Source organism: Chryseobacterium artocarpi (genome assembly GCF_001684975.1).
GTDB lineage: Bacteria > Bacteroidota > Bacteroidia > Flavobacteriales > Weeksellaceae > Chryseobacterium > Chryseobacterium artocarpi.
Genome location: NZ_MAYH01000001.1, coordinates 438,484 through 458,078, shown reverse-complemented (window position 1 = coordinate 458,078; position 19,595 = coordinate 438,484). Strand labels below are relative to the sequence as shown.

Genomic DNA, 19,595 nt, shown 5'->3' with positions numbered 1-19,595 from the left:
TTATAAATACACAAAATACTTACAATCAATGATTTAACATTTTATATTAAAAAAATCTAGGCACATGAAGGGTGTGTTCAGTCTCTTGTATAGACCAATCGGTTGTTTTTTTATGAAAAAAGATGTTGGTAAAAGTTATCTTTAAACTAACACACGTTCAGGTGCTTAGATTTGATTTAGAAATTACAAGCCTAAGCTTGCTAAAGATGAGGGTATTGTGAAATATCTATATTTCAGTTCTATTGTTTCAATAGCCAGTTTGCTTTCTTCTGCATTGAATTCTGACACTTCCCACTTTACAGGGTAAGCTCCTACTACGTTCCAAACCATTAAAGGTGCTGTAGACTGAATGCCGCCTGATAAAGTAATGATCAGATCTCTGGGTTCAAACTCAAAGTTTTCCATAGCATTTCTGCACCAGCTAATCAATCCGGAACTTACGATTAACCCACGTTTAAGAACTAGATTAGGATATTTAGGTCTCAAAGGAAGCTGATGTGTAAACCTGTTTTCGCCTCCTTCGGCATATTCTTCAGTTCCAATTTCTGTTGATAAACCAGATATAGACTGAAATCTGGAGTCAATACCCTCTGTTGTTGAAATCCCGTTAACAATAAAAGAGAAACTGGTTGGAGGATATAAAACTGCCATGATTAGTTATTTTCAATAGTTAATCCTTCGTGAGCAATCTCTAGCGTTTCCACTGCTACCTCATTACCTTCAGCTTTCAGATCTGTTGACAATAATTTAACCGGGAATGCATTTTTCACTTTCCATGTTACTGCAGGCTCTCCGTTTTCATCAAGAAGAGAGATTGTAATAGATCTACGCTCTACTGTACTTGACTGCATTGTCTGGAACCAAGCAAAGAACTCGTTATCTTTTTGGAAAGTTCCTCTCTTTAAAGTAATGTTAGAACTCGTTCTCAATCCAGGTAATTTAATCTTATTAAAATCCGGGCTGGCACCGTGTCTGTACTCAATTACAGCTGCTTCAAGGTTTAAGCCGGTTACTTCCTGGAATCCTACTTTTGTTCCACCCCAATCTACTTCAAAGGCAAACTTTACTAATGGATATGTACTCATAATTTTATTTATATTTAATTGTTATTTAGTTTATTTTATGCTTCCTGTAATTTGTGAGAAAAACGTAATACGATGAATTCAGCTGGACGTACTGCAGCCATACCAATTTCGATATTCATTCTTCCTTCTAAAATATCCTGAGCAGACATTGTTCTATTTAAACCAACGCTTACGTAAAAAGCTTCTTCCGGCTTGCTTCCTGCTAATGCTCCGTCTCTCCATTGCTGATCAAGGAAGTTTTCGATCATTGCCTGTACACGAACCCATGTATTGGCTGTATTTGGTTCAAAAACGAAACGCTCTGTAGCTTTTTTCACGGATTCTTCCACCATGTTGAATAAACGTCTTACAGATACATATTTCCATTCATTGCTGTTTCCGTCTAATGTTCTTGCTCCCCAAACTAATGTTCCTTTTCCTGCAAAAGTTCTGATCGCATTAATAGATTTCCCAAATTCAGCATCAATATTAAGAGCTTTCTGATCTTCATTAGAGATTTTTTCTGTAGGTGCCACTACATAGCTAAGTCCAACGTTAGCCGGTGCTTTCCATACTCCTGAAGTACTGTCTACTTTAGCATACACCCCTGCGATTGCTGATGAAGGAATCAATACAACTCTCTCAGATTCAATTGCTTTTTTAGCTTGGTTATATAAATCTGAGTTGCTTGATTTTAAATCATAAAGGAATGTTTCGTCTCCGCTTCCTGCAGCAAATGATGGAAGAATAATAGTAACTTTTACCTTCTTATCATTATAGTTATAACTTAAAACAGTTTCTAATTTTGGATGATATGCAGCTCCATATTTTAAATGTTCTCCACCTGGTCCAGCTCCTACACCTGTTCTAAAGTTTTTAACAGCGTCAGGACCTTCACCCACAACATCCATGATAACAAATCTGTCCTTTAATAATTCTGCCTGGCTTAAAGCATCACCGTAAATACTGTAAATACCGTTACCTAATGCTTCTCCTTCTGGGAAAACAATAAGAGTAGGCTCATCTTCTTTTTCCAAAGTAGCAAGACCTACTTTCAAATCAGACGGGTTTACCGTTGATGGAAAACCTGATTCCAGATTTCCAACAGAAACGATATAACATGGTCCACCGCCATTTGCAAAATACATTTGCATAGCGTAATACATTTTGAAAGGACTTAATACTACATTTGCTTTTACAGAAGTATCTTCAATGGTAATTTCGAAAGCTTCTTCATTTGCTTTTCCAAAAATTGTTTCATACTCCAACATAGAAGAAATTCTTGTCGGTTCATTTTTTGGACCTTTATCTGAGTAACCAATAAAAGCTGGGATAGCTGTTTCTACTTGTGCTACTGATGGTGGAAATTTTGCGTGTTCCTCTACGTAAACTCCTGGTGTTTTGTAATTCATTTTTTTTAATTTTTAAGTTAATGTTAGTTATTTTCAATAGTTAACCCTTCGTGGGCAATTTCTAAGGTTTCCACTGCTACTTCATTACCTTCAGCTTTCAGATCTGTTGATAGTAATTTAACCGGGAATGCATTTTTCACTTTCCATGTTACTGCAGGCTCTCCATTTTCATCAAGAAGAGAGATTGTAATGGATCTACGCTCTACTGTACTTGACTGCATTGTCTGGAACCAAGCAAAGAATTCGTTATCTTTTTTGAAAGTTCCTCTCTTTAAAGTAATGTTAGAACTAGTTCTCAATCCAGGTAATTTAATTTTATTAAAGTCCGGGCTGGCACCGTGTCTGTACTCAATTACAGCTGCTTCAAGGTTTAAGCCTGTTACTTCCTGGAATCCTACTTTTGTTCCACCCCAATCTACTTCAAAGGCAAACTTTACTAATGGATATGTACTCATAATTTTATTTATATTTAATTGTTATTTAGTTTATTTTATGCTTCCTGTAATTTGTGAGAAAAACGTAATACGATGAATTCAGCCGGGCGTACTGCAGCGATACCAATCTCAATATTCATTCTTCCTTCTAAAATATCCTGAGCGGACATTGTTTTGTGTAAACCAACGCTTACATAAAAAGCTTCTTCCGGCTTGCTTCCTGCTAATGCTCCGTCTCTCCATTGCTGATCAAGGAAATTTTCGATCATTGATTGTACACGAACCCATGTATTAGCTGTATTGGGTTCAAAAACAAAACGTTCTGTAGCTTTTTTCACGGATTCTTCTACCATGTTGAATAAACGTCTTACAGAGATGTATCTCCATTCATTGCTGTTTCCGTCTAATGTTCTTGCTCCCCAAACTAATGTTCCTTTTCCTGCAAAAGCTCTGATCGCGTTAATAGATTTTCCTGTTGACGGATCTACATTAAGCAAATCCTGATCTTTTGTTGAAAGCTTTACAGTAGGTGATTCTACTAGGTTAAGACCTAAATTGGCTGGTGATTTCCATACTCCGGAAGTACTGTCAACTTTAGCATACATTCCTGCAATGGCTGACGATGGTGCTAAAATTACTTGCTTAGATTCAATTGCTTTCTTAGCTTGGTTATACAGCTCTGAGTTTTTTGATTTCAATTCAGATAATGTTCTAACATCACCTGCACCTGTTACTAAAACATCCAGTTCTTTGAAATCATAGCTTAAAACTGTATTCAATTTCGGATAATAAGCTGCTCCGTATTGTAAGCCTGTAGATACTACTCCATCTCTGAAAGCAGCAGCGTCTCCAAGAACATCCATAATAACGAACCTGTCTTTTAATAATTCTGCCTGATCTAAAGCTTTATTGTATACAGAATATGCTTTATCAATAGTAACAGCATCACCAGCTCTGTCTAAAACTTCAGTTTTAACATCACCAGCATTTTTAGCTACGGTTTCAGCTGTCTTCAGGTTTTTATTATAGATAAAAGCAGCTGCTGAAGCAGCAATCTTAACATCGCCAACAGTAGCATTCGAAGGTGTTGCAGCAACTTTTACAGCATTAACAACAGCTTGAGCTGCCTGAGCTTGAGCTACTTGTTTAGCAATATTCGCGTCAGTAACCACATAAGTATTTGCCTTAGCAACTACAGCATCCACAACATCCTTTACAGTAGTAGGTGCTTCAATATTTGCTGCATCAGCCACCGTTTTTGCAGCAGCTTCTGCATGTGTAGCAAGATCCTTATTAGCTTCTGCAAGTTTAGCAGCAGCTGTAACAGCAGCAACATCAGCCTCAGCTGGAACTAAACCTTGAAGGTCAGGAAAGACAATAAGTGTTGGCTCATCTTCTTTTTTCAACAATTCAAGACCATATGATAAAGTTTCAGTGCTTGTTGTAGATTCTACAGCTACTTTAGCATCATAACCTCCTACAGAAATAATATAACAAGGACCACCACCATTGGCAAAATACATTTGCATAGCATAGTACATCTTAAAATCGTTTACCTTAGTCTGCATTGCAGTAGCAACACCGTCTTTGAAATCAACAGCGAAGGTTTCCGGGTTTGCTTTTCCAAAAGATTCTTCATATTCCAACATAGAAGTGATTCTCATTGGCTTATTTTTCTGACCAGCTGCTGTATATCCGATAAAAGCAGGGATAGCCGTTTCAACTTGCGCTACAGAAGGTGGAAATTTAGTTTCTTCCTCCACGTAAACTCCAGGGGTTTTGTAATTCATTTTTAAAAAATTTTATGTTAATAATTAATTATTCATCGAAGCAGAACTTCGAATATTTATTCGTGATTGATTTTTATGTTTTTAGGATTGTTGTAATTTGTGCGAGAAAGTAAGGGTAATAAATTCTGCCGGACGTACTAAGGCTAATTCCAGATTTACTTTCATTGTACCTGTATCTTTTACTCCAGCCACTGTTACCTTGTAAGCTTCTTTTGGGGTATTACCAGCTAAGGCTCCTTCCATCCATTGTTGGTGAAGGAAATTTTCCAGCATTGTTTTTGCACATACCCAGGTATAAGGAATATTGGGTTCGTTAATAAAATTTTTGTCCAGTGCTGCTCTTATTGCCTGCCTGATCATATTATAATAACGGCGTACATGAACATACTTCCATTCATTATCGTTGTCGTTCTCATGTTTATCTTTTCCGTCAAGAGTTCTAGCACCCCAGATTAATGACCCTTTTCCGGTAAAAGTTCGGATCGCATTGACAGATCTTCCAAAATCAGCAGCGTTTAAAGCGGCGTGTTCTTTATCAGAAACTTTTTCGGTTGGATTAATGACATAGTTCAGACTTACATTTGCCGGAGCTTTCCATACTCCTCTTGTACTGTCTACTCTGCCATAGGCACCTGCTACTGATGATGATGGAGGTAACACAACATGTAAAGACATCATTTCTCTTTTCACATGATTGTATAATGCGGAGTTAGATTGTTCTAAACTTTTAAGAGTTAAACCGTTTGCATCACCTTTTTCGTCTCTTACTCCTATAATAGCATTTTTCAACGATTCAAATTCTCCGCTGAAGACAGGGGTATTTTCATTTACCTCTTCAGGCATAACGAAATCATCAATTATCCCGTCATATATGGCATCAAATACTGCTTGTGCCTCAGTAATCATTGTTACTAAAGTAGCTTTTTTCTCACCCGGATCAGCTGCTTCATTTACTTCTTCAGCAATGGCAATAGCCTGTCCCAATAAATCAGCAAGGACTAAAGCATTGGCAGATTCACTTGCAATTTCTGCGCTAGCCAGCCTTTTCAATTCATCTATGGCAGCTACCTCACCTGCGTAAAAGGCATTACTGTCTTGTCCAGCTTTTTGTAAACCGGTATGAGTGATTACTTTTTCAGTTTCGTCAAATCTATAATTCAGAATAGTCTCTAAGTGAGGGAAATAAGCAGCGGCATGATTTGTTAATTTTACTTTACTTCCAAATGATTCAATAGTGTTGAGGTTGTCTGATTCGGTGATAGAATTTCCGAAATAAGTATCGAGTATGACAAACCTGTTTTTCTTATCGGTTTCTGCTTTTTCAATGGCTTTATTATAAATAAGATAAAAGTCTGTTTCTTTGTTTAATGAAATGGCATCAGGGAAAATAATAAGAATAGGTTCTTCCACATCTTTATGATCAACCATATTCAACCCTGCTTCCAGTGAAGACAACTGTACTTCCTCTGAAGTATAATCTCCTACAGAAATGATATAACATGGACCACCGCCATTGGCAAAATACATCTGAAGTGAATAGTACATTAAGAATTGTGCATCAGGAGCCACGAGAGTTGTTCCTTTACCTTCTACATCTTTTAATTGGATACTTTCTTTGTTTGCTTTTCCAAAATTCTGCTCATAGTCCAGAAGAGAACTGATTCTGAGAACTCCTTTATAGTTAGCCGGAATTCGTTCGGTATACCCAATAAATGCAGGCATAGCCGTTTCAATAAATGCAACTGAGTAGGGAAGTTTTGTAGTTTCTTCAACAGAAACACCTGGTGTTGCTGAATTTAACATGTTTAAAAATTTAAAGGGTTATTAGTTTTTGTTTTTAGTTTTTTCTTTGGGAATTAATCAACATTAATGCTTTCTATATTAACGTTATCAATTAATTGAATTGGAAGAGGAAGATCCGGAGCAACAATTTTCACCACACTGATTTTATATAGTACGGAAGGCATTATTTTTCCGCCCAACAATCCCCAGATGTAGCTTAATTGATCAAATGGAACGGAATGCAACTCGATTCTGAAAGAAAAGTTGTTTTTAGGCTCTCCATTATCCACATATTCTAAAACATTATTTTTTTGGAATACCTCAATTACTTTTGAAATATCTGCTAAAGATTTACTATACATATTTCTGTTTGCAGAGACCATTACATATAGATTGATGTAAGCCGGAGCACTTTCCTTATCATATCGGACTGGCTTCTTGTTTATCACAACCTGCTGATATCTTGATCTGTTTTTCAAGGTTGATTCTTCTTCAACACTCAAAAGACTAATGACCACCTTGTTATCAGTACTTTGGCTATCACCTTCATGCTTTGCAATGTCATCTACAACTGCAACTTCATTTACAGCCGGATCATATAAACCACCCGGAGCATTTAGATGATTTTTTAAAACTGTTAATACTTTATAGATCATAATTTCTTTGCTTAATTATTATGGTGCAAACATACAATCACACCCCCTCAAAAGACAAATATTTTGCCTCCTCAATACAGTCTTTGCAGTAAATAGGATTTTAGCTTTCATAAAAAAAAGAAAAAAACAACATAAACAAATAATTGATAATCAAATAATTAAAAACCAATTTAAAAAATAAAATTTTCACCTTTAGATTTTACCTGTCGTATGATGGTCAAATTTGATCTTCTTATCTGAACTGTATTTTCTTTTTTAAAATCATTTCGTTTCGACATAAAATTTCTTGTTCACAATGATTGTCATCTTTCTTAATCCTGAATTTTTCTCCATTATAAATCATTAAATGAAATGCTCAATTATCTGAAGTATTAGTTTTTAAAAAGAGGATGCTTTTCTGATTGGACCTTTTATGTTTTCACATCAAAAAATTCATAAAAATTTGGAAACCCGCATGATCAGGAAATGATTTTTGTCTTTTACTGCAAAGACAGAATAGACCCGCCTTATTATTCGAGAAATGGCTTCTCTTCTTTCTAATTTTGACCCAATAATTTTAAAAACTAATCATATGAATATTAAAAATCTTTTTAGTAAACGCAATGAAATCATTGACGGTCATTTCAATGAATTACGTTCAAAACTGGGAATGGCAGATCAAAACGAAGAAGTTATTTTCTCTTTAAGAGAGCAGATCTGTAATGCTTGTCCTTTAAAAAACGGCAACAATTGCAACGCGATGAAATGGCTTGATCCTAAAACACTGGAAGTTGTAGATGCTCCAAGGGAAGGGTTTGTAAGAGGTTGTGGATGTAGATTGAGTGCCAAGCAAAGATCAAAATTAAGCCTTTGTCCGGCAGGTTTCTGGGGTGGAGAGTTTGACAGGAAATAGTTCGTTTCAAGACTATTAATATTTTATAATTTAAAACTATTTAATGTGAATCAAGATCATATAATTCAGAAAGTTTTTGTTGAAATTACCGTCAACAATAAAGAAAAAGCATTGAGTTTAAAAGATGATGTCAATAGCTTTTTATCTATTGATGTTTTCCCTCAAATAGAAAAGTATATCAATGCTTTAGAATACAAATTAGATGGACAGATCTTACAAATTCCCAAATTAGAATTAAATCTGGATGCAAAAAGCAGTGCATTAAATACCGAATTAAAAGATAAAATAACTCAAGTCTTTAAGGAAGAACTGTCTGAGATTACAAAACCTATTGAAGATCAAAATCAATTTCAAAATCAAAATCAGGAAGCAAAAGACACTCCTCTATCCTATCTTATGAATAGTCAGGAAAAACTGCTTCAGACATTTATTCATTTTCTGGAAAAGGGATCTATGCCCTGGTGGAATTCTGGCAGTAATAATATTTCCATTCTGGAGTCGGTAGTTTTTGATCAACTTATTACGGCTGATAATTTTCAACAAAAAATTGTTTCTGTTTTGTCAAAAGAACATGTTCGGAATCGGATTATCAATCAGTTTTCAGATGAACAGATTATGCAATTGTGCCTTGCTATCCTTAAAAATAAAGAACTGGAAATCAAAATAGAAGAAGAAACAATTTATCAAATAGCAAAGTTTAATCATAAGGATAAAGTCATCCTATGGCAACTGATCTTAAATGTAATATCAAAGTCTTTGAATACATCTGATAAAAATAATCTCCGGGAATATCTTTTACAACAAATTTCAAAAATGGAACAATCTGGTTCGCGAAAAATAAAAGCCAACCATAACATCGGAAAAACAATAGTTAAGATATTCCCTTTTATTAAAATCATTGATCTTAAAGAGAATGAAACGCAGGAAAACAGGCAAAAAAGTACAATAGACAAGTCTGAAAACATAAATCTCCAGGCTGAAGCTGTTTATCAAAATGATCTGGATGCTCAAGAAGATACAAGCCAAGATGAAGGTCTATACATTCAAAATGCGGGGCTTATTTTGATCCATCCATTCATAAAACCACTATTTGAGGATTGTAATCTTATTCATCCGGAAACCCGAGAACTTACAGACCCTGAGCTTGGAGCCCATCTGTTGCATTATATTGCAACGGGAAAAACAAACGTTCCTGAATGCGACATGATTTTTGAGAAATTCTTGTGTAATATCCCGATGCATCAGACGATTAACAGACATATTAAGCTTTCACGCAAGCACAAAAAACAAGCTAAGAATGTCATAGAAAGTGTTCAGCACAATTGGAGTTCCATGAAAAAATCATCGGCAGAATTATTACAAAACGAGTTTTTCCAACGATCAGGAAAGCTAGTCATCACAGATTATGATTATACGGTTACAATAGAAAGGAAAACACAAGACATTCTTCTTGAAAAACTTTCATGGGGAATTGGTCTTATTAAGCTACCATGGCAGGAAAAGTTCATGTATGTAAACTGGTAATGGTTTGTTACAAATAATACTATCCTACACAAAACAATATCAATTTAATAAATTTGCCAATCTCTTCTCGTGTTCTATCACTCTATAAATGCAGAGAAAATCCTGCATCAAATATCCTAAAGTCAAATAATTCTTCAGAGAAACAGTTAATTTTTTAAATAGATATTAAAGAATAGCGCCACTTACAAGTGGCGCTATTTTCAAATAAAAGGTTCAGTTTAAAAAGATTTTAAACCTTATTTATTATAATGTTTATCGTTTGATGATTTGTACTGTTTTTACAAAATCATTAGCTCCAATTACTTTCACCTGATAAACTCCTGATAAAAGTCCGGAAACATCAATATTTCCTTTAGTATCATTGATTGTTTTCGTAAGTATCGGGTTTCCAGCCGTATTGTAAACCGTTACCGAAATAATCTTTTGATCTAAAGAAATTGTCAGAATATCCTGTACCGGATTTGGATAGACTTTCAGCTGATCTGCTTTCATTGAGGCTTCATTCATCGTTCTTGCTAAGGCTCCCACAACAACAATATTACTTGTAGGACAGGCAACAGGTGTCAAAATTGGCTTGCTAGCGGTTGTACCATCTCCTAACTGTCCCAAACCATTATGACCAGCACTTGATAAGAAACCATTATTATTAATAACAAGTCCGTGGTAGCTTCCTAATGCAACACTCTGCCTATCAGTAACTGTCCCGATAGAGATCGGTGTATATCTATGTGTAATCGTTCCATCTCCTAACTGTCCAGAGCTATTATATCCCCATGCCCAAAGAGTACCGTCAGTTTTTATGGCTAAAGTAGATCCCCAATATCCAGTAGCAAAGTTTCTCCAATTTGTTTCTACTCCTAATTGCGTTGGAATATTCTTTGAGATTTCAGTTCCATCACCTAATTGCCCCCATCTGTTATCTCCCCAAGCCCAAATTGTTCCATTTGTTTTGAGCCCTGTTGAATGTTCATTTCCTCCATCAACATTTTTCCAATTTGTAGCGGTTCCTATTTGTGTCGGATTTTTTTTTGCAACTATAGTTCCATCACCCAGCTGTCCTTTAGAATTGTCTCCCCAAGCCCATAATGTTCCATCTGTCTTTATAGCGAGACTATGAGACATTCCGGCTGCAATACTTAACCAATCGTTTGCTGTTCCGATTTGTATAGGTGTAGTTTTATTGACGGTTGTATCATCACCTAGCTGACCATAATCATTCAGCCCCCAAGCCCAAAGTGTTCCGTCTGATTTTAGAGCCAATGTATGAGTATCCCCAGTAGCAACATTTACCCAGTCTGTTGCGGTTCCTACTTGTGTTGGAATATTTCTCTCCGTAGTAGTTCCATTTCCTAGTTGCCCTTTAATATTACTTCCCCATGTCCATAATGTTCCATCTGATTTAAGCCCTACAGAATAACGTATTCCAGCAGATATTTTCGTCCAATTATTGGCGGTTCCAATTTGTGTTGGTTTATTTCTATCAGAATTAGTTCCATCTCCTAGCTGCCCATAATGGTTGTCTCCCCATGCCCATAGTGTTCCATCTACTTTAAGTCCTATCGAATGATAAAGACCTGCATCAACACTTTGCCAGCAACCTGTTTCAGTAGTAGGAAGCGTAGTAAAAGAACCTCCTGATTCCCATTCTATCCAGCTGAATCCACAATTAGGTGCTACCCACCAATAGTAAGTGGTTCCAGGTAATAAATTGGTCAGATTTACAGTTGTAGAAATAGTAGATCCATTATTTCCGCCAATAAAAGGGCTCGTGCTATAAAGATACTGATAGCCTTGGCTAGGAGCTATCGTTGATGCTGCCCAGCTAAGAGTAGCTGTTGCAGAAGTAAGATTAGTTACTAAAAATTGAGTTGGAGGAATACAGACTCCAGGACATGCAATAGGAACAAATGTATTTTTGTTGTTATTGACATTAACAGTCGTAGAAGTCCCATCCCCTAACTGCCCATAGTTATTTTGTCCAGAAGCTTTTAAAGAACCATCAATACTTTTTACAAGAGCATAGTTCTCTCCGGAAAAAATTTGCAGATTATCTGAAGAAGTCCCTATTTGTACTGGTATTGCCCCGATATTCTCTGCTCCATTTGTTCCATTCCCCAATTGACCATAATAATTATACCCCCATGCCCAAAGTGTTCCATCTGTTTTCGTTGCAAAGGTAGCTCCATTTTTACCGGCAATATTTAGCCAATTTGTTGCAGTTCCCACTTGTTCTGGTATATTTCTGTTGACTGTAGTACCATCACCTAATTGTCCGTAATAATTCCACCCCCATGTCCATAACGTACCATCTGTTTTAACTGCTACCGAATGATCATCTGCAGCATCAATGCTGCTCCAATTTGTATCTGTTCCAACTTGGGTTGGTTTATTTTTATCAGTATCTGTTCCATCACCTAATTGTCCATCCATATTTACCCCCCACATCCATAATGTTCCGTCGGTTTTGATTCCTGCTGAATATTTATTTCCGGCATTCACACTTTTCCAATCCGTAGCAGTTCCTATTTGTGTTGGGATATTTTTAGAAGCTGTAGTTCCATCTCCCAATTGTCCATAACCGTTTTTTCCCCACGTCCACAAGGTTCCATCTGTTTTCAATCCTATGACATGATCTTTTCCAACACTAAGGCTCTGCCAATTTGTTGCAGCTCCTATTCGAGTCGGAACTTTTTTAGAAATCGTAGTGCCGTCTCCTAATTGTCCAGAATTATTATTTCCCCATCCCCACAATGTTCCATCTGTTTTAATGGCAAAAGTACTTCCACCTCCTGCACTAACAATTTTCCAATCCTTTAATGTTCCTATTCGGAGAGGTGACTTTCTCATCGTCACGGTTCCATCACCTATTTGCCCAAAGAAATTAGCTCCCCAAGCCCATAATGATCCGTCTGTTTTTATTCCTACAGAATGTTCTTCTCCCACACTAAGGCTCTGCCAGCATTGAGCAAAGGAATTTAGACTGATAAATACAAATAATAAAAGTATTCTTCTCATATTTTAATTTTCATGATATTCTCCTACTCGTATAGCTTTTCGGTTCCGCTTCGTTTAAATGGTTTCTGAACTCCATATTATATCTGATTATCAAACTTTTTCAATATTTTATAAAAATATTTTCATACCGAATCGAGAGTGAAATACCTGTAATACCCCTACTATCAAACGTTTTTCACATCTGATTTACAGAAATATTCAAATAAATCATATCAGTTCGACATGACTTAGGACTAAAAAATTAGAGTTTAATGTTTGTTTTTAATTGTTGGAGCAATCAAATTTGATGAATGAGTAAAGGTAAATACGGCGTAGTTTCATTAATTTTCATGGTTTAATTTGTTTTTAGATTTAGTTTATTAGTTTTTTGTAGTCAGTTATAAATTCTATAATTGAATGTAAAAATATATTTTTATTAGCATTTATAAAACCATTAATGAAAAATAATAATTATTTCACCTTTATAATAGTTTTAAATACACAAAAAGATTTATTAAAGATCTTTTAATCCTCATTACCCATCACACAATTCTTCATTTCAATACTAAACTCTAAATGCGGCATCTTATTGAGAAAGTCTACATTCTTTTTATCTGTCAGTTTACCGCCACTTTCTATAGTCAGCTCTTGTAAGTGATTTAAGTTTTTTAATGGGAATAATGAGTTGAAATCACCTAAGTAACCTAAGAAAATTGTCTTTAAAGATTTTACTTCAGAAAGACTTTCTATTACATTTTCCATGTTCTTACAAGACGTAAAATCAACATCTTCAAGCTGTGAGAATTCTGCAATCCAGGAAATATCAAATATCGAAGGAATACCAACCAAATACAAAGCTTTCAGGTTTTTAAAATTAGGCAAAGAAGACCAGATACATTCTTTACTTTTTTCTATCGAAAGTGTTTCCAATTGATAATTAACAGGAAACTCAAAGCCTTCTTCTTCAAATTTTTCAATAAACAATGTTTTCAGCGTCGGATGACTGAATAGATTTTGAAACCGTTTGGAAAAGATTGTAAACAGTTCTTCCAGATTCTCAAGTTGTAACCAGTCAACATCTTCTTTTCCTTTGAACTTACTATTTTTTATTTCTAATCGCTTAACGTTTTTAAACTGAAGTAGTTCCTCGCTTTTATTGATTTCTACATTTTTCAAATGCAATATCTCAATTTTACTAAATAATTCTGAAAATGAATCACTTGTAAGAAACTCTGATCCAATATCTTTCCCTGAAACGATCAGGTTATAAATATTTTTTTCTTCCATTAACGACGATAGATCTTCCACAGAATCATTTTTTTCAAGGATGATAAACTGATCAGCTCTACCTTGTATTGTTGTCCCTATATACATTTTACAACGTTTCTTTTCCTTTAGTTTCGATTGCTTTAATAAACCATTCTTCAAAAGTTCTCCATGATTTCAGTTCATCAGAAATTTCTACGTATTCATCAATTGGATATTCATGACAAAAGACATCGTAATTCTTATCATTTTTTGTAGTACAGAAACCTACCCAATCCCCCATAGAGCAATGCATCCCAATCATAATGAAATTATCATTTATCTCTCCGTCTTTAATTTCCTTCTGAACCAAAGCATTATTTTCTTTTAAATCAGCCAGACCATACATTTCAAAGCATGGAAAATATTCCCCGATTAAAAACTGCCCGCTTCCGATTTCCGATAAAAAATAATAATACGACTCAGGAAGCAAATGTTCTGTATATATTTTTATTTCTTCTAATTCCTTAGCTGAAATAGGTTGAACATTAAATTTCAAACTTTCCGATTCTGTCATTTCCTCTCCATTTGTCCATTGTTTTGTTTCATGAATTACTTCATTTTTTGAAACCCATTCTTTCAATATGTTTAACGCGTTGATAAATTCTGCCGTCATTATTTATAGTTATCTAATTTCTTTTTGAGACTTTAAATGATTATGTCTGAAAGTTCACATTCATAAAATCTCACTGATTTTCAAGTTGATTATTTAATCTCTGTAAAAATAAAAAAGTAAATGGATCAATACTATTTACTTTTTAAATAAAATTTTCTAAATAAGTGCTTTTAAAATAAAGTTGGCTCTCACAGCTTTTCCATTTCCTTTATAACGACTCTCGCCATTTCCTTTGAACTGAATGGATTTTGTCCGGTAATAAGATGATCTGCTACTACAACATTGGAAGTCATTGGTATAAAAGCTTTCTTCAAATTGCCACCACGTTGTTTAATTGCAGCTTCCAGGTTGAAAGGGACTTCTTTTTTTCGTCTTGCAATAGTTTCTTCAAACCAATCAAAACCTGTCATTTCTTTTCCTTTAATCAGATATTCACCATTGGAAAGTTTTACATTCAGTAATCCGCCCACTCCATGACAAATAGCGGCTACGATTCTTCCGTTTTCATATTGTTTTTTAATAATAGATTGTAAAGTTGAATCATCAGGGAAATCATACATTGTGCCATGACCGCCTGCTAAATATACCAGATCATAGTCTTTACTGGCTATATCTTCTAATCTTTTACTATTATTCAATATTTCGCAAAATGATATGTCATTCCAATATGTTGTAGAAATTTTATCAAGGGTAAAATATTTAAGACTTTCAGGATCAATAGGAACATTACCCCCTTCTGGACTGGCAATTGTAATCTCATAGCCTTTTTCTTTAGCAGCATGATAGATATGAGTAAGTTCGCTTAGCCACAAACCTGTTTTCAGATGTCCGCTTGCATACATTCCTACATTGGTGACAATGATTAAGATCTTCAATGTGCTCATATTTAAAATTTTCAAGCTTTACTTCTAAGGTATTTCTTAATAATTTTTTTGAGGCTTTGATGGCTCAAATAATTTAGTTAAAGGTAGCTCTGAACTCTAATGGTGAAACAGAAGTACGGTTTTTAAATAAACGATGGAAAGACTGTGGGTGCTCGAATCCTAAATGATAAGCAATTTCAGATACAGACATTTTAGTGGTGGATAGCAGCTCTTTTGCTTTTTCTATCAATCTGTTCTGAACGTGCTGCTGAGTGGTTTGCCCTGTTTGTACCCGAAGCATATCACTCAGATAATTAGCACTCAGATTCAGTTGTTCTGCAATAAAGTGAACGGTAGGAATCCCATTAACAATCAATTGATCACTTTTAAAATAATCATCCAGTAAACTTTCCAATCTTGACAGGAGATCATTATTGACCTTTTTTCTGGTTAAGAACTGTCGGTTATAAAAACGATCACAGTATTTCAGTAGCAAATCAAGATTAGACACCAATAAATCCTGAGTAAAAGAATCCATATTCGCTTCTATTTCCTGTTCTATATTATCGATGATATCCATAACGGATTTCTCTTCTTTTTCAGAAAGATGTAATGCTTCATTGGTAGCATAAGAGAAAAAACCATAATCTTTAACGATGGATGCTAAAGGATAGCCCTGAAGAAAATCAGAATGCACAACCAATACAAATCCTTTGACACTATTCAGCAATATATCCTCAAACTGTAATACCTGATGAGGTGCGATAAAGTACATGATTCCTTCATCAAAATCATAATATTGCTGTCCATATTTGCACTTCCCTCCGGCACAGTCTTTTTTAAGAGCAACAACATAAAAATCCGTTATAACGGAACTTAAAATAGTTTCCGGTTCCAGTTTCACATCATCAAAACTGAACACGCTGATCAGAGGATTAAACGGTTTTTTCAATCCTAGAGACTTATGTAAAGCACTTATTGATGAAATTTTGATGGGAGTTTTCATAATTTTCTCACTTTTTTCCACTAAAATCTATGTGATTTAAAAAAAACAGCTTGTAATCATCACTAAGTTACAGTTTTTATTATTTTCCTGAAAACTGTTCACCTTTAATCTGATGAATACCCTCTTTATAAGTGGTCACCTTAAATTCAGGAAATCTGTTTCTGAATTTTGAATCATCAAATATATTATCGTGTTCATATCTTGGAAGCAATTCCAACAGTTCTTTTACCCGTTGATTAAATAAAGAACCTATCTTAAAGAAAAACTTAGGGATTACAGAATATTTCAAATCTTTACCATAGATTTCGGAAGCTATTCTTATGAATTCATGATATGTGGGATGGCTTTTATCAACAGGAAGATGCCAGGTTTGTCCATAGGCACTAGGTGTATTTCCTATCAACGCTGTGGCACGACTTGCATCCGGTGTCCATATCAGACTTCTTTTTTTATGGTCACTCAACGGAACTTTAAGTTTTTTTCCTTCTTTAATATTGTTAAAAACCAAAGTATTGGTAATGCTCTGTGTTTTCCCGGGACCATAAAATTCTGGAGCACGACAAATTACTGCTTCTAATTCTCCGGATTCAATCTCCTTTAAAATCATTTCTGCCATTTCCCTTCTTACTCTGCCCTTTCTTCCTACCGGATCAAACGCTGTTTTTTCTGTTAAAACCCTATCATTCTGCGGATACATATACGTGTTATCAAAGAACACTAATTTTGTCCCATTGATTTTACATGCCTCAATTACATTTCGGAGTATAAGCAGGAACTGTTTTTCCCAAAGATCTGAACTTATCGGAAGTCCTAAAGTGAAATAGGCAATCTCGCAGCCCTTTACAGCTTCAATAGCTTTTTCACGAATGGATAAATCTGCTGAGAACACCTCATCTGTGTCATTTACTTTTTGAGCATTTCTGCTGACAATACGAATATCTGATGTAAAATTTCGCTTTAATTCCCTTGCCAGTTCTTCGCCAATCTGACCGTTGGCTCCTAATATTGTTTGCATATTATTTTATTTTTATCAAAAAATCATCATGTTATTTTAATATGACAAAGTTCTGAAGAATGGAAACAAATGATGTATCTCAATTAAGGAAAGTTGTAACAGAATCTCTGTTTTGGAGAAACGGTTTGGTAAGTTATACTTTTTTAATGCAAAGTCTTTTTGAGGGCAATGTATATTTTAAGTTTACAAAGAGTTCGAGTTTGTAGAGGATTAAACAGATCGGATATGTGTACGCTTAGATAGAATCAATGAAATTGATTTACTCTTTGCGCTCTCAATATATAACCACTAAACAGATAAAAACTTTGCATAAAAAAACAAATAGCATCATTCGAAAATGTTGCTATTCTATTTTATATCTAAAGGATTATTAATTAATATTACTTCAGTTCCTGATTTGCTTTCTGTACAAAATCATTCCATTGTGTATTCAGATATTGTATGGACTTCTGTTTTTCATTTTTACTCAAAGAAGAGTAATTAATTGAGTTAAAAACCAGTTTTTTCAAAGCTTTCACATCCAGTTCCCAATATACAAAAGCGACCCAAAAATCATAACTTAATCCTTCATATCCATAAACAGAAGGGTCATCACTATTGATAGAACATTGTATTCCATTGCTTAATAAAACTCTTGCAGGGTGATTTCTCAAATCGCTTACATATCCTAAAACCTGATTACTGATCGGGCTTACCTCAACCAGCTTATCTTTCGTTCTGATCTGTTCCATAGATTTTGGAAAATAAATCAGGTTCAGCCCATGACCAATCCTAGGATTATTCAATAAGGTAATATCAAGTACATTTTTATTGAAAATAGAATTGCTTTCTCCGGCATGAAGAAACAAAGGCATTTCCAGCCCTGATTTCGTAGTCATTTCATTCAATTTCGTCCAGTTTTTCTGGAAAGAATTGATGCTGTTTCCGGCTGCTTCATCAGCCACAAGATCAAACCCGGAAATCATATCAGGAAATTCTTTTTTAAGTTTAAGAGCTATTTCCAACTGCTTTTCAATACTCTCTGAGTCTAAGAATTTAAAGCTTGAATAAATTAATTTCAGGCTAAACTGTGGTTCAGTCTGACGCATTTGTTTAACAATATCCTGCAAGTCTGTGATCGTTTTTTCCAAAGGATACTTTCCATGTTGAAAATCATAAATCTCATCAAAGACGTATCTGATCTCCACATGATGTACTTTATCTTTGGCTAAATCCTGAAAGCCTTTTAAATAATATTCTTTAAAGAAAGGACGGTAAGGCAATAACAGATTGATACGTTTAAAACGTTTTTCAAATTCAATCCAGTAATCGGTATAAGTACATAGATTATCACGTTTTAAAAGCAAAAGTTCTAATAATTCTTTTTCAAAACCTGTATTCGAATTTAACTTTTGGTCGAGACTGACGAATCCTTTCGGTACTTTTCCTGATTCAAAAAAAGCCAATTGTCCGAAAATAAACTGATCATTGTCCTGTAGATCGTAAACGTAGCATTCTTTATATTTTCTTGCGGTTGCAATGATCCATTTTGCATCGGTTACCCCACCGCTATGGGTGTGTAACAAACCTCCTTTGGGCATTAACTGTAAGATATTATACAGTTTGCTATTTTCTATTAAAGGTTTTAATTCATTAAAAGAACTGTTATATAAAGAGCTTTTTTTACTTTCCGTATCGTGAATAAGCTGTTTTCTGAGTTGGAATAATTTTTTATCCAATATCTGTTCAGACTCAGAAAGTTTTATATCTGCATCAAAAGAGAGTGCCTGATTCACTTTATCTAATTGCGTCCAGTCCTGTTGATATGAAGATTTTTCAATCTTTTTTTGGGCTCCCAACAGAGGAAATCCCAACATTAAAATATAGGTAAGGTATTTTCTCATAATAATTAGTAACCTGTATCCGACAAAAAACTTTTGTCTATACAGTTTTCAAAAATATAATTAATTTTTTGGTAAAAGTGCTTCTATCTGAAAAAAACAAATGATAATACTTTTAACGGTGTATTTTCATCTTCCATACTTCATCCCTAGCCCCGATAGTAACGGTTACCCCGCAGCATGTGTAAGCCATAGCACTGGCGCGAGGAGTATGAGTGGATAGCGGGATAAAGCTTCCTGAAAAAGAAATCGGGTGTAAAATACACAAAAAGTCTATAAAAACAATAGACTTATAGTATTAATTTTTATTCATAGAAGGATTTCAATTTTTTTAAAATAATTCCAGCAAGAAAACAAAACAA

At 34.8% G+C, this 19,595-nt stretch carries 16 protein-coding genes; 2 read left to right on the top strand and 14 right to left on the bottom strand.

The features are described from left to right. Positions 1–183: 183 nt before the first annotated feature. The 7 genes from BBI01_RS01955 to BBI01_RS01925 all read right to left on the bottom strand — a co-directional run bounded on the left by BBI01_RS01955 (position 184) and on the right by BBI01_RS01925 (position 7,138). Positions 184–651 (bottom strand): phage tail protein, encoded by a 468-nt coding sequence (locus BBI01_RS01955; RefSeq protein WP_065393003.1) that lies wholly within the window; start codon positions 649–651, stop codon positions 184–186. Positions 652–653: 2 nt separating this feature from the next. Continuing rightward, complete coding sequence (locus tag BBI01_RS01950; protein ID WP_065393002.1) at positions 654–1,085, bottom strand: phage tail protein; 432 nt, start codon at positions 1,083–1,085, stop codon at positions 654–656. Between the two features lie 35 nt (positions 1,086–1,120). Continuing rightward, the gene (locus tag BBI01_RS01945) at positions 1,121–2,476 is read right to left on the bottom strand and encodes a phage tail sheath family protein (RefSeq protein WP_065393001.1); all 1,356 of its coding nucleotides are present in this window, start codon (positions 2,474–2,476) and stop codon (positions 1,121–1,123) included. Between the two features lie 23 nt (positions 2,477–2,499). Then, positions 2,500–2,931 carry a phage tail protein gene (locus BBI01_RS01940; protein WP_065393000.1) on the bottom strand — a complete coding sequence of 144 codons (432 nt, stop codon included), beginning with the start codon at positions 2,929–2,931 and terminating at the stop codon, positions 2,500–2,502. 35 nt (positions 2,932–2,966) lie between these two features. After that, positions 2,967–4,700: a phage tail sheath family protein gene (locus BBI01_RS01935; RefSeq protein WP_065392999.1), complete on the bottom strand. Its 1,734-nt coding sequence runs from the start codon at positions 4,698–4,700 to the stop codon at positions 2,967–2,969. 81 nt (positions 4,701–4,781) lie between these two features. Continuing rightward, positions 4,782–6,503 carry a phage tail sheath family protein gene (locus BBI01_RS01930; protein WP_065392998.1) on the bottom strand — a complete coding sequence of 574 codons (1,722 nt, stop codon included), beginning with the start codon at positions 6,501–6,503 and terminating at the stop codon, positions 4,782–4,784. Positions 6,504–6,556: 53 nt separating this feature from the next. After that, positions 6,557–7,138, bottom strand: a complete 582-nt coding sequence (locus BBI01_RS01925) for a Pvc16 family protein (protein ID WP_065392997.1) — start codon at positions 7,136–7,138, stop codon at positions 6,557–6,559. Between the two features lie 571 nt (positions 7,139–7,709). On the opposite strand from BBI01_RS01925, the gene BBI01_RS01920 reads away from it, so the two are divergent. Both BBI01_RS01920 and BBI01_RS01915 read left to right on the top strand, forming a co-directional pair. Beyond that, positions 7,710–8,030, top strand: a complete 321-nt coding sequence (locus BBI01_RS01920) for a hypothetical protein (RefSeq protein WP_123862049.1) — start codon at positions 7,710–7,712, stop codon at positions 8,028–8,030. A gap of 45 nt (positions 8,031–8,075) precedes the next feature. Then, entirely contained in the window at positions 8,076–9,554 is a 1,479-nt protein-coding gene (locus tag BBI01_RS01915; protein WP_065392995.1) for a contractile injection system tape measure protein, read from the top strand. 252 nt (positions 9,555–9,806) lie between these two features. Here the strand turns inward: BBI01_RS01915 and BBI01_RS01910 are convergent, their stop codons facing one another. From BBI01_RS01910 to BBI01_RS01880, 7 genes are all read right to left on the bottom strand, one after another. Next, positions 9,807–12,569: an RCC1 domain-containing protein gene (locus tag BBI01_RS01910; RefSeq protein WP_083189985.1), complete on the bottom strand. Its 2,763-nt coding sequence runs from the start codon at positions 12,567–12,569 to the stop codon at positions 9,807–9,809. A 504-nt stretch (positions 12,570–13,073) separates the two neighbouring features. Beyond that, a complete protein-coding gene (locus tag BBI01_RS01905; RefSeq protein WP_065392993.1) occupies positions 13,074–13,922 on the bottom strand; it encodes a hypothetical protein in 849 nt (282 codons plus the stop codon). Position 13,923: 1 nt separating this feature from the next. Further along, entirely contained in the window at positions 13,924–14,469 is a 546-nt protein-coding gene (locus BBI01_RS01900) for an SMI1/KNR4 family protein (RefSeq protein ID WP_065392992.1), read from the bottom strand. A 188-nt stretch (positions 14,470–14,657) separates the two neighbouring features. Continuing rightward, positions 14,658–15,353, bottom strand: a complete 696-nt coding sequence (locus tag BBI01_RS01895) for a type 1 glutamine amidotransferase domain-containing protein (RefSeq protein ID WP_065392991.1) — start codon at positions 15,351–15,353, stop codon at positions 14,658–14,660. A gap of 73 nt (positions 15,354–15,426) precedes the next feature. After that, entirely contained in the window at positions 15,427–16,338 is a 912-nt protein-coding gene (locus tag BBI01_RS01890) for a helix-turn-helix domain-containing protein (RefSeq protein WP_065393334.1), read from the bottom strand. Between the two features lie 79 nt (positions 16,339–16,417). Next, a complete protein-coding gene (locus BBI01_RS01885) occupies positions 16,418–17,353 on the bottom strand; it encodes an NAD-dependent epimerase/dehydratase family protein (RefSeq protein WP_065392990.1) in 936 nt (311 codons plus the stop codon). A 380-nt stretch (positions 17,354–17,733) separates the two neighbouring features. Continuing rightward, a complete protein-coding gene (locus BBI01_RS01880) occupies positions 17,734–19,236 on the bottom strand; it encodes an amidohydrolase family protein (protein ID WP_228393919.1) in 1,503 nt (500 codons plus the stop codon). Positions 19,237–19,595 lie beyond the last annotated feature (359 nt).

What these genes read in the sequence shown, in the direction of transcription:
- BBI01_RS01930 (WP_065392998.1), bottom strand. Translation starts at nt 6,503, where the DNA reads ATGTTAAATTCAGCAACACCAGGTGTTTCTGTTGAAGAAACTACAAAA.
- BBI01_RS01955 (WP_065393003.1), bottom strand. Translation starts at nt 651, where the DNA reads ATGGCAGTTTTATATCCTCCAACCAGTTTCTCTTTTATTGTTAACGGG.
- BBI01_RS01895 (WP_065392991.1), bottom strand. Translation starts at nt 15,353, where the DNA reads ATGAGCACATTGAAGATCTTAATCATTGTCACCAATGTAGGAATGTAT.
- BBI01_RS01900 (WP_065392992.1), bottom strand. Translation starts at nt 14,469, where the DNA reads ATGACGGCAGAATTTATCAACGCGTTAAACATATTGAAAGAATGGGTT.
- BBI01_RS01910 (WP_083189985.1), bottom strand. Translation starts at nt 12,569, where the DNA reads ATGAGAAGAATACTTTTATTATTTGTATTTATCAGTCTAAATTCCTTT.
- BBI01_RS01950 (WP_065393002.1), bottom strand. Translation starts at nt 1,085, where the DNA reads ATGAGTACATATCCATTAGTAAAGTTTGCCTTTGAAGTAGATTGGGGT.
- BBI01_RS01920 (WP_123862049.1), top strand. Translation starts at nt 7,710, where the DNA reads ATGAATATTAAAAATCTTTTTAGTAAACGCAATGAAATCATTGACGGT.
- BBI01_RS01925 (WP_065392997.1), bottom strand. Translation starts at nt 7,138, where the DNA reads ATGATCTATAAAGTATTAACAGTTTTAAAAAATCATCTAAATGCTCCG.
- BBI01_RS01905 (WP_065392993.1), bottom strand. Translation starts at nt 13,922, where the DNA reads ATGTATATAGGGACAACAATACAAGGTAGAGCTGATCAGTTTATCATC.
- BBI01_RS01885 (WP_065392990.1), bottom strand. Translation starts at nt 17,353, where the DNA reads ATGCAAACAATATTAGGAGCCAACGGTCAGATTGGCGAAGAACTGGCA.
- BBI01_RS01890 (WP_065393334.1), bottom strand. Translation starts at nt 16,338, where the DNA reads ATGAAAACTCCCATCAAAATTTCATCAATAAGTGCTTTACATAAGTCT.
- BBI01_RS01945 (WP_065393001.1), bottom strand. Translation starts at nt 2,476, where the DNA reads ATGAATTACAAAACACCAGGAGTTTACGTAGAGGAACACGCAAAATTT.
- BBI01_RS01940 (WP_065393000.1), bottom strand. Translation starts at nt 2,931, where the DNA reads ATGAGTACATATCCATTAGTAAAGTTTGCCTTTGAAGTAGATTGGGGT.
- BBI01_RS01935 (WP_065392999.1), bottom strand. Translation starts at nt 4,700, where the DNA reads ATGAATTACAAAACCCCTGGAGTTTACGTGGAGGAAGAAACTAAATTT.
- BBI01_RS01880 (WP_228393919.1), bottom strand. Translation starts at nt 19,236, where the DNA reads ATGAGAAAATACCTTACCTATATTTTAATGTTGGGATTTCCTCTGTTG.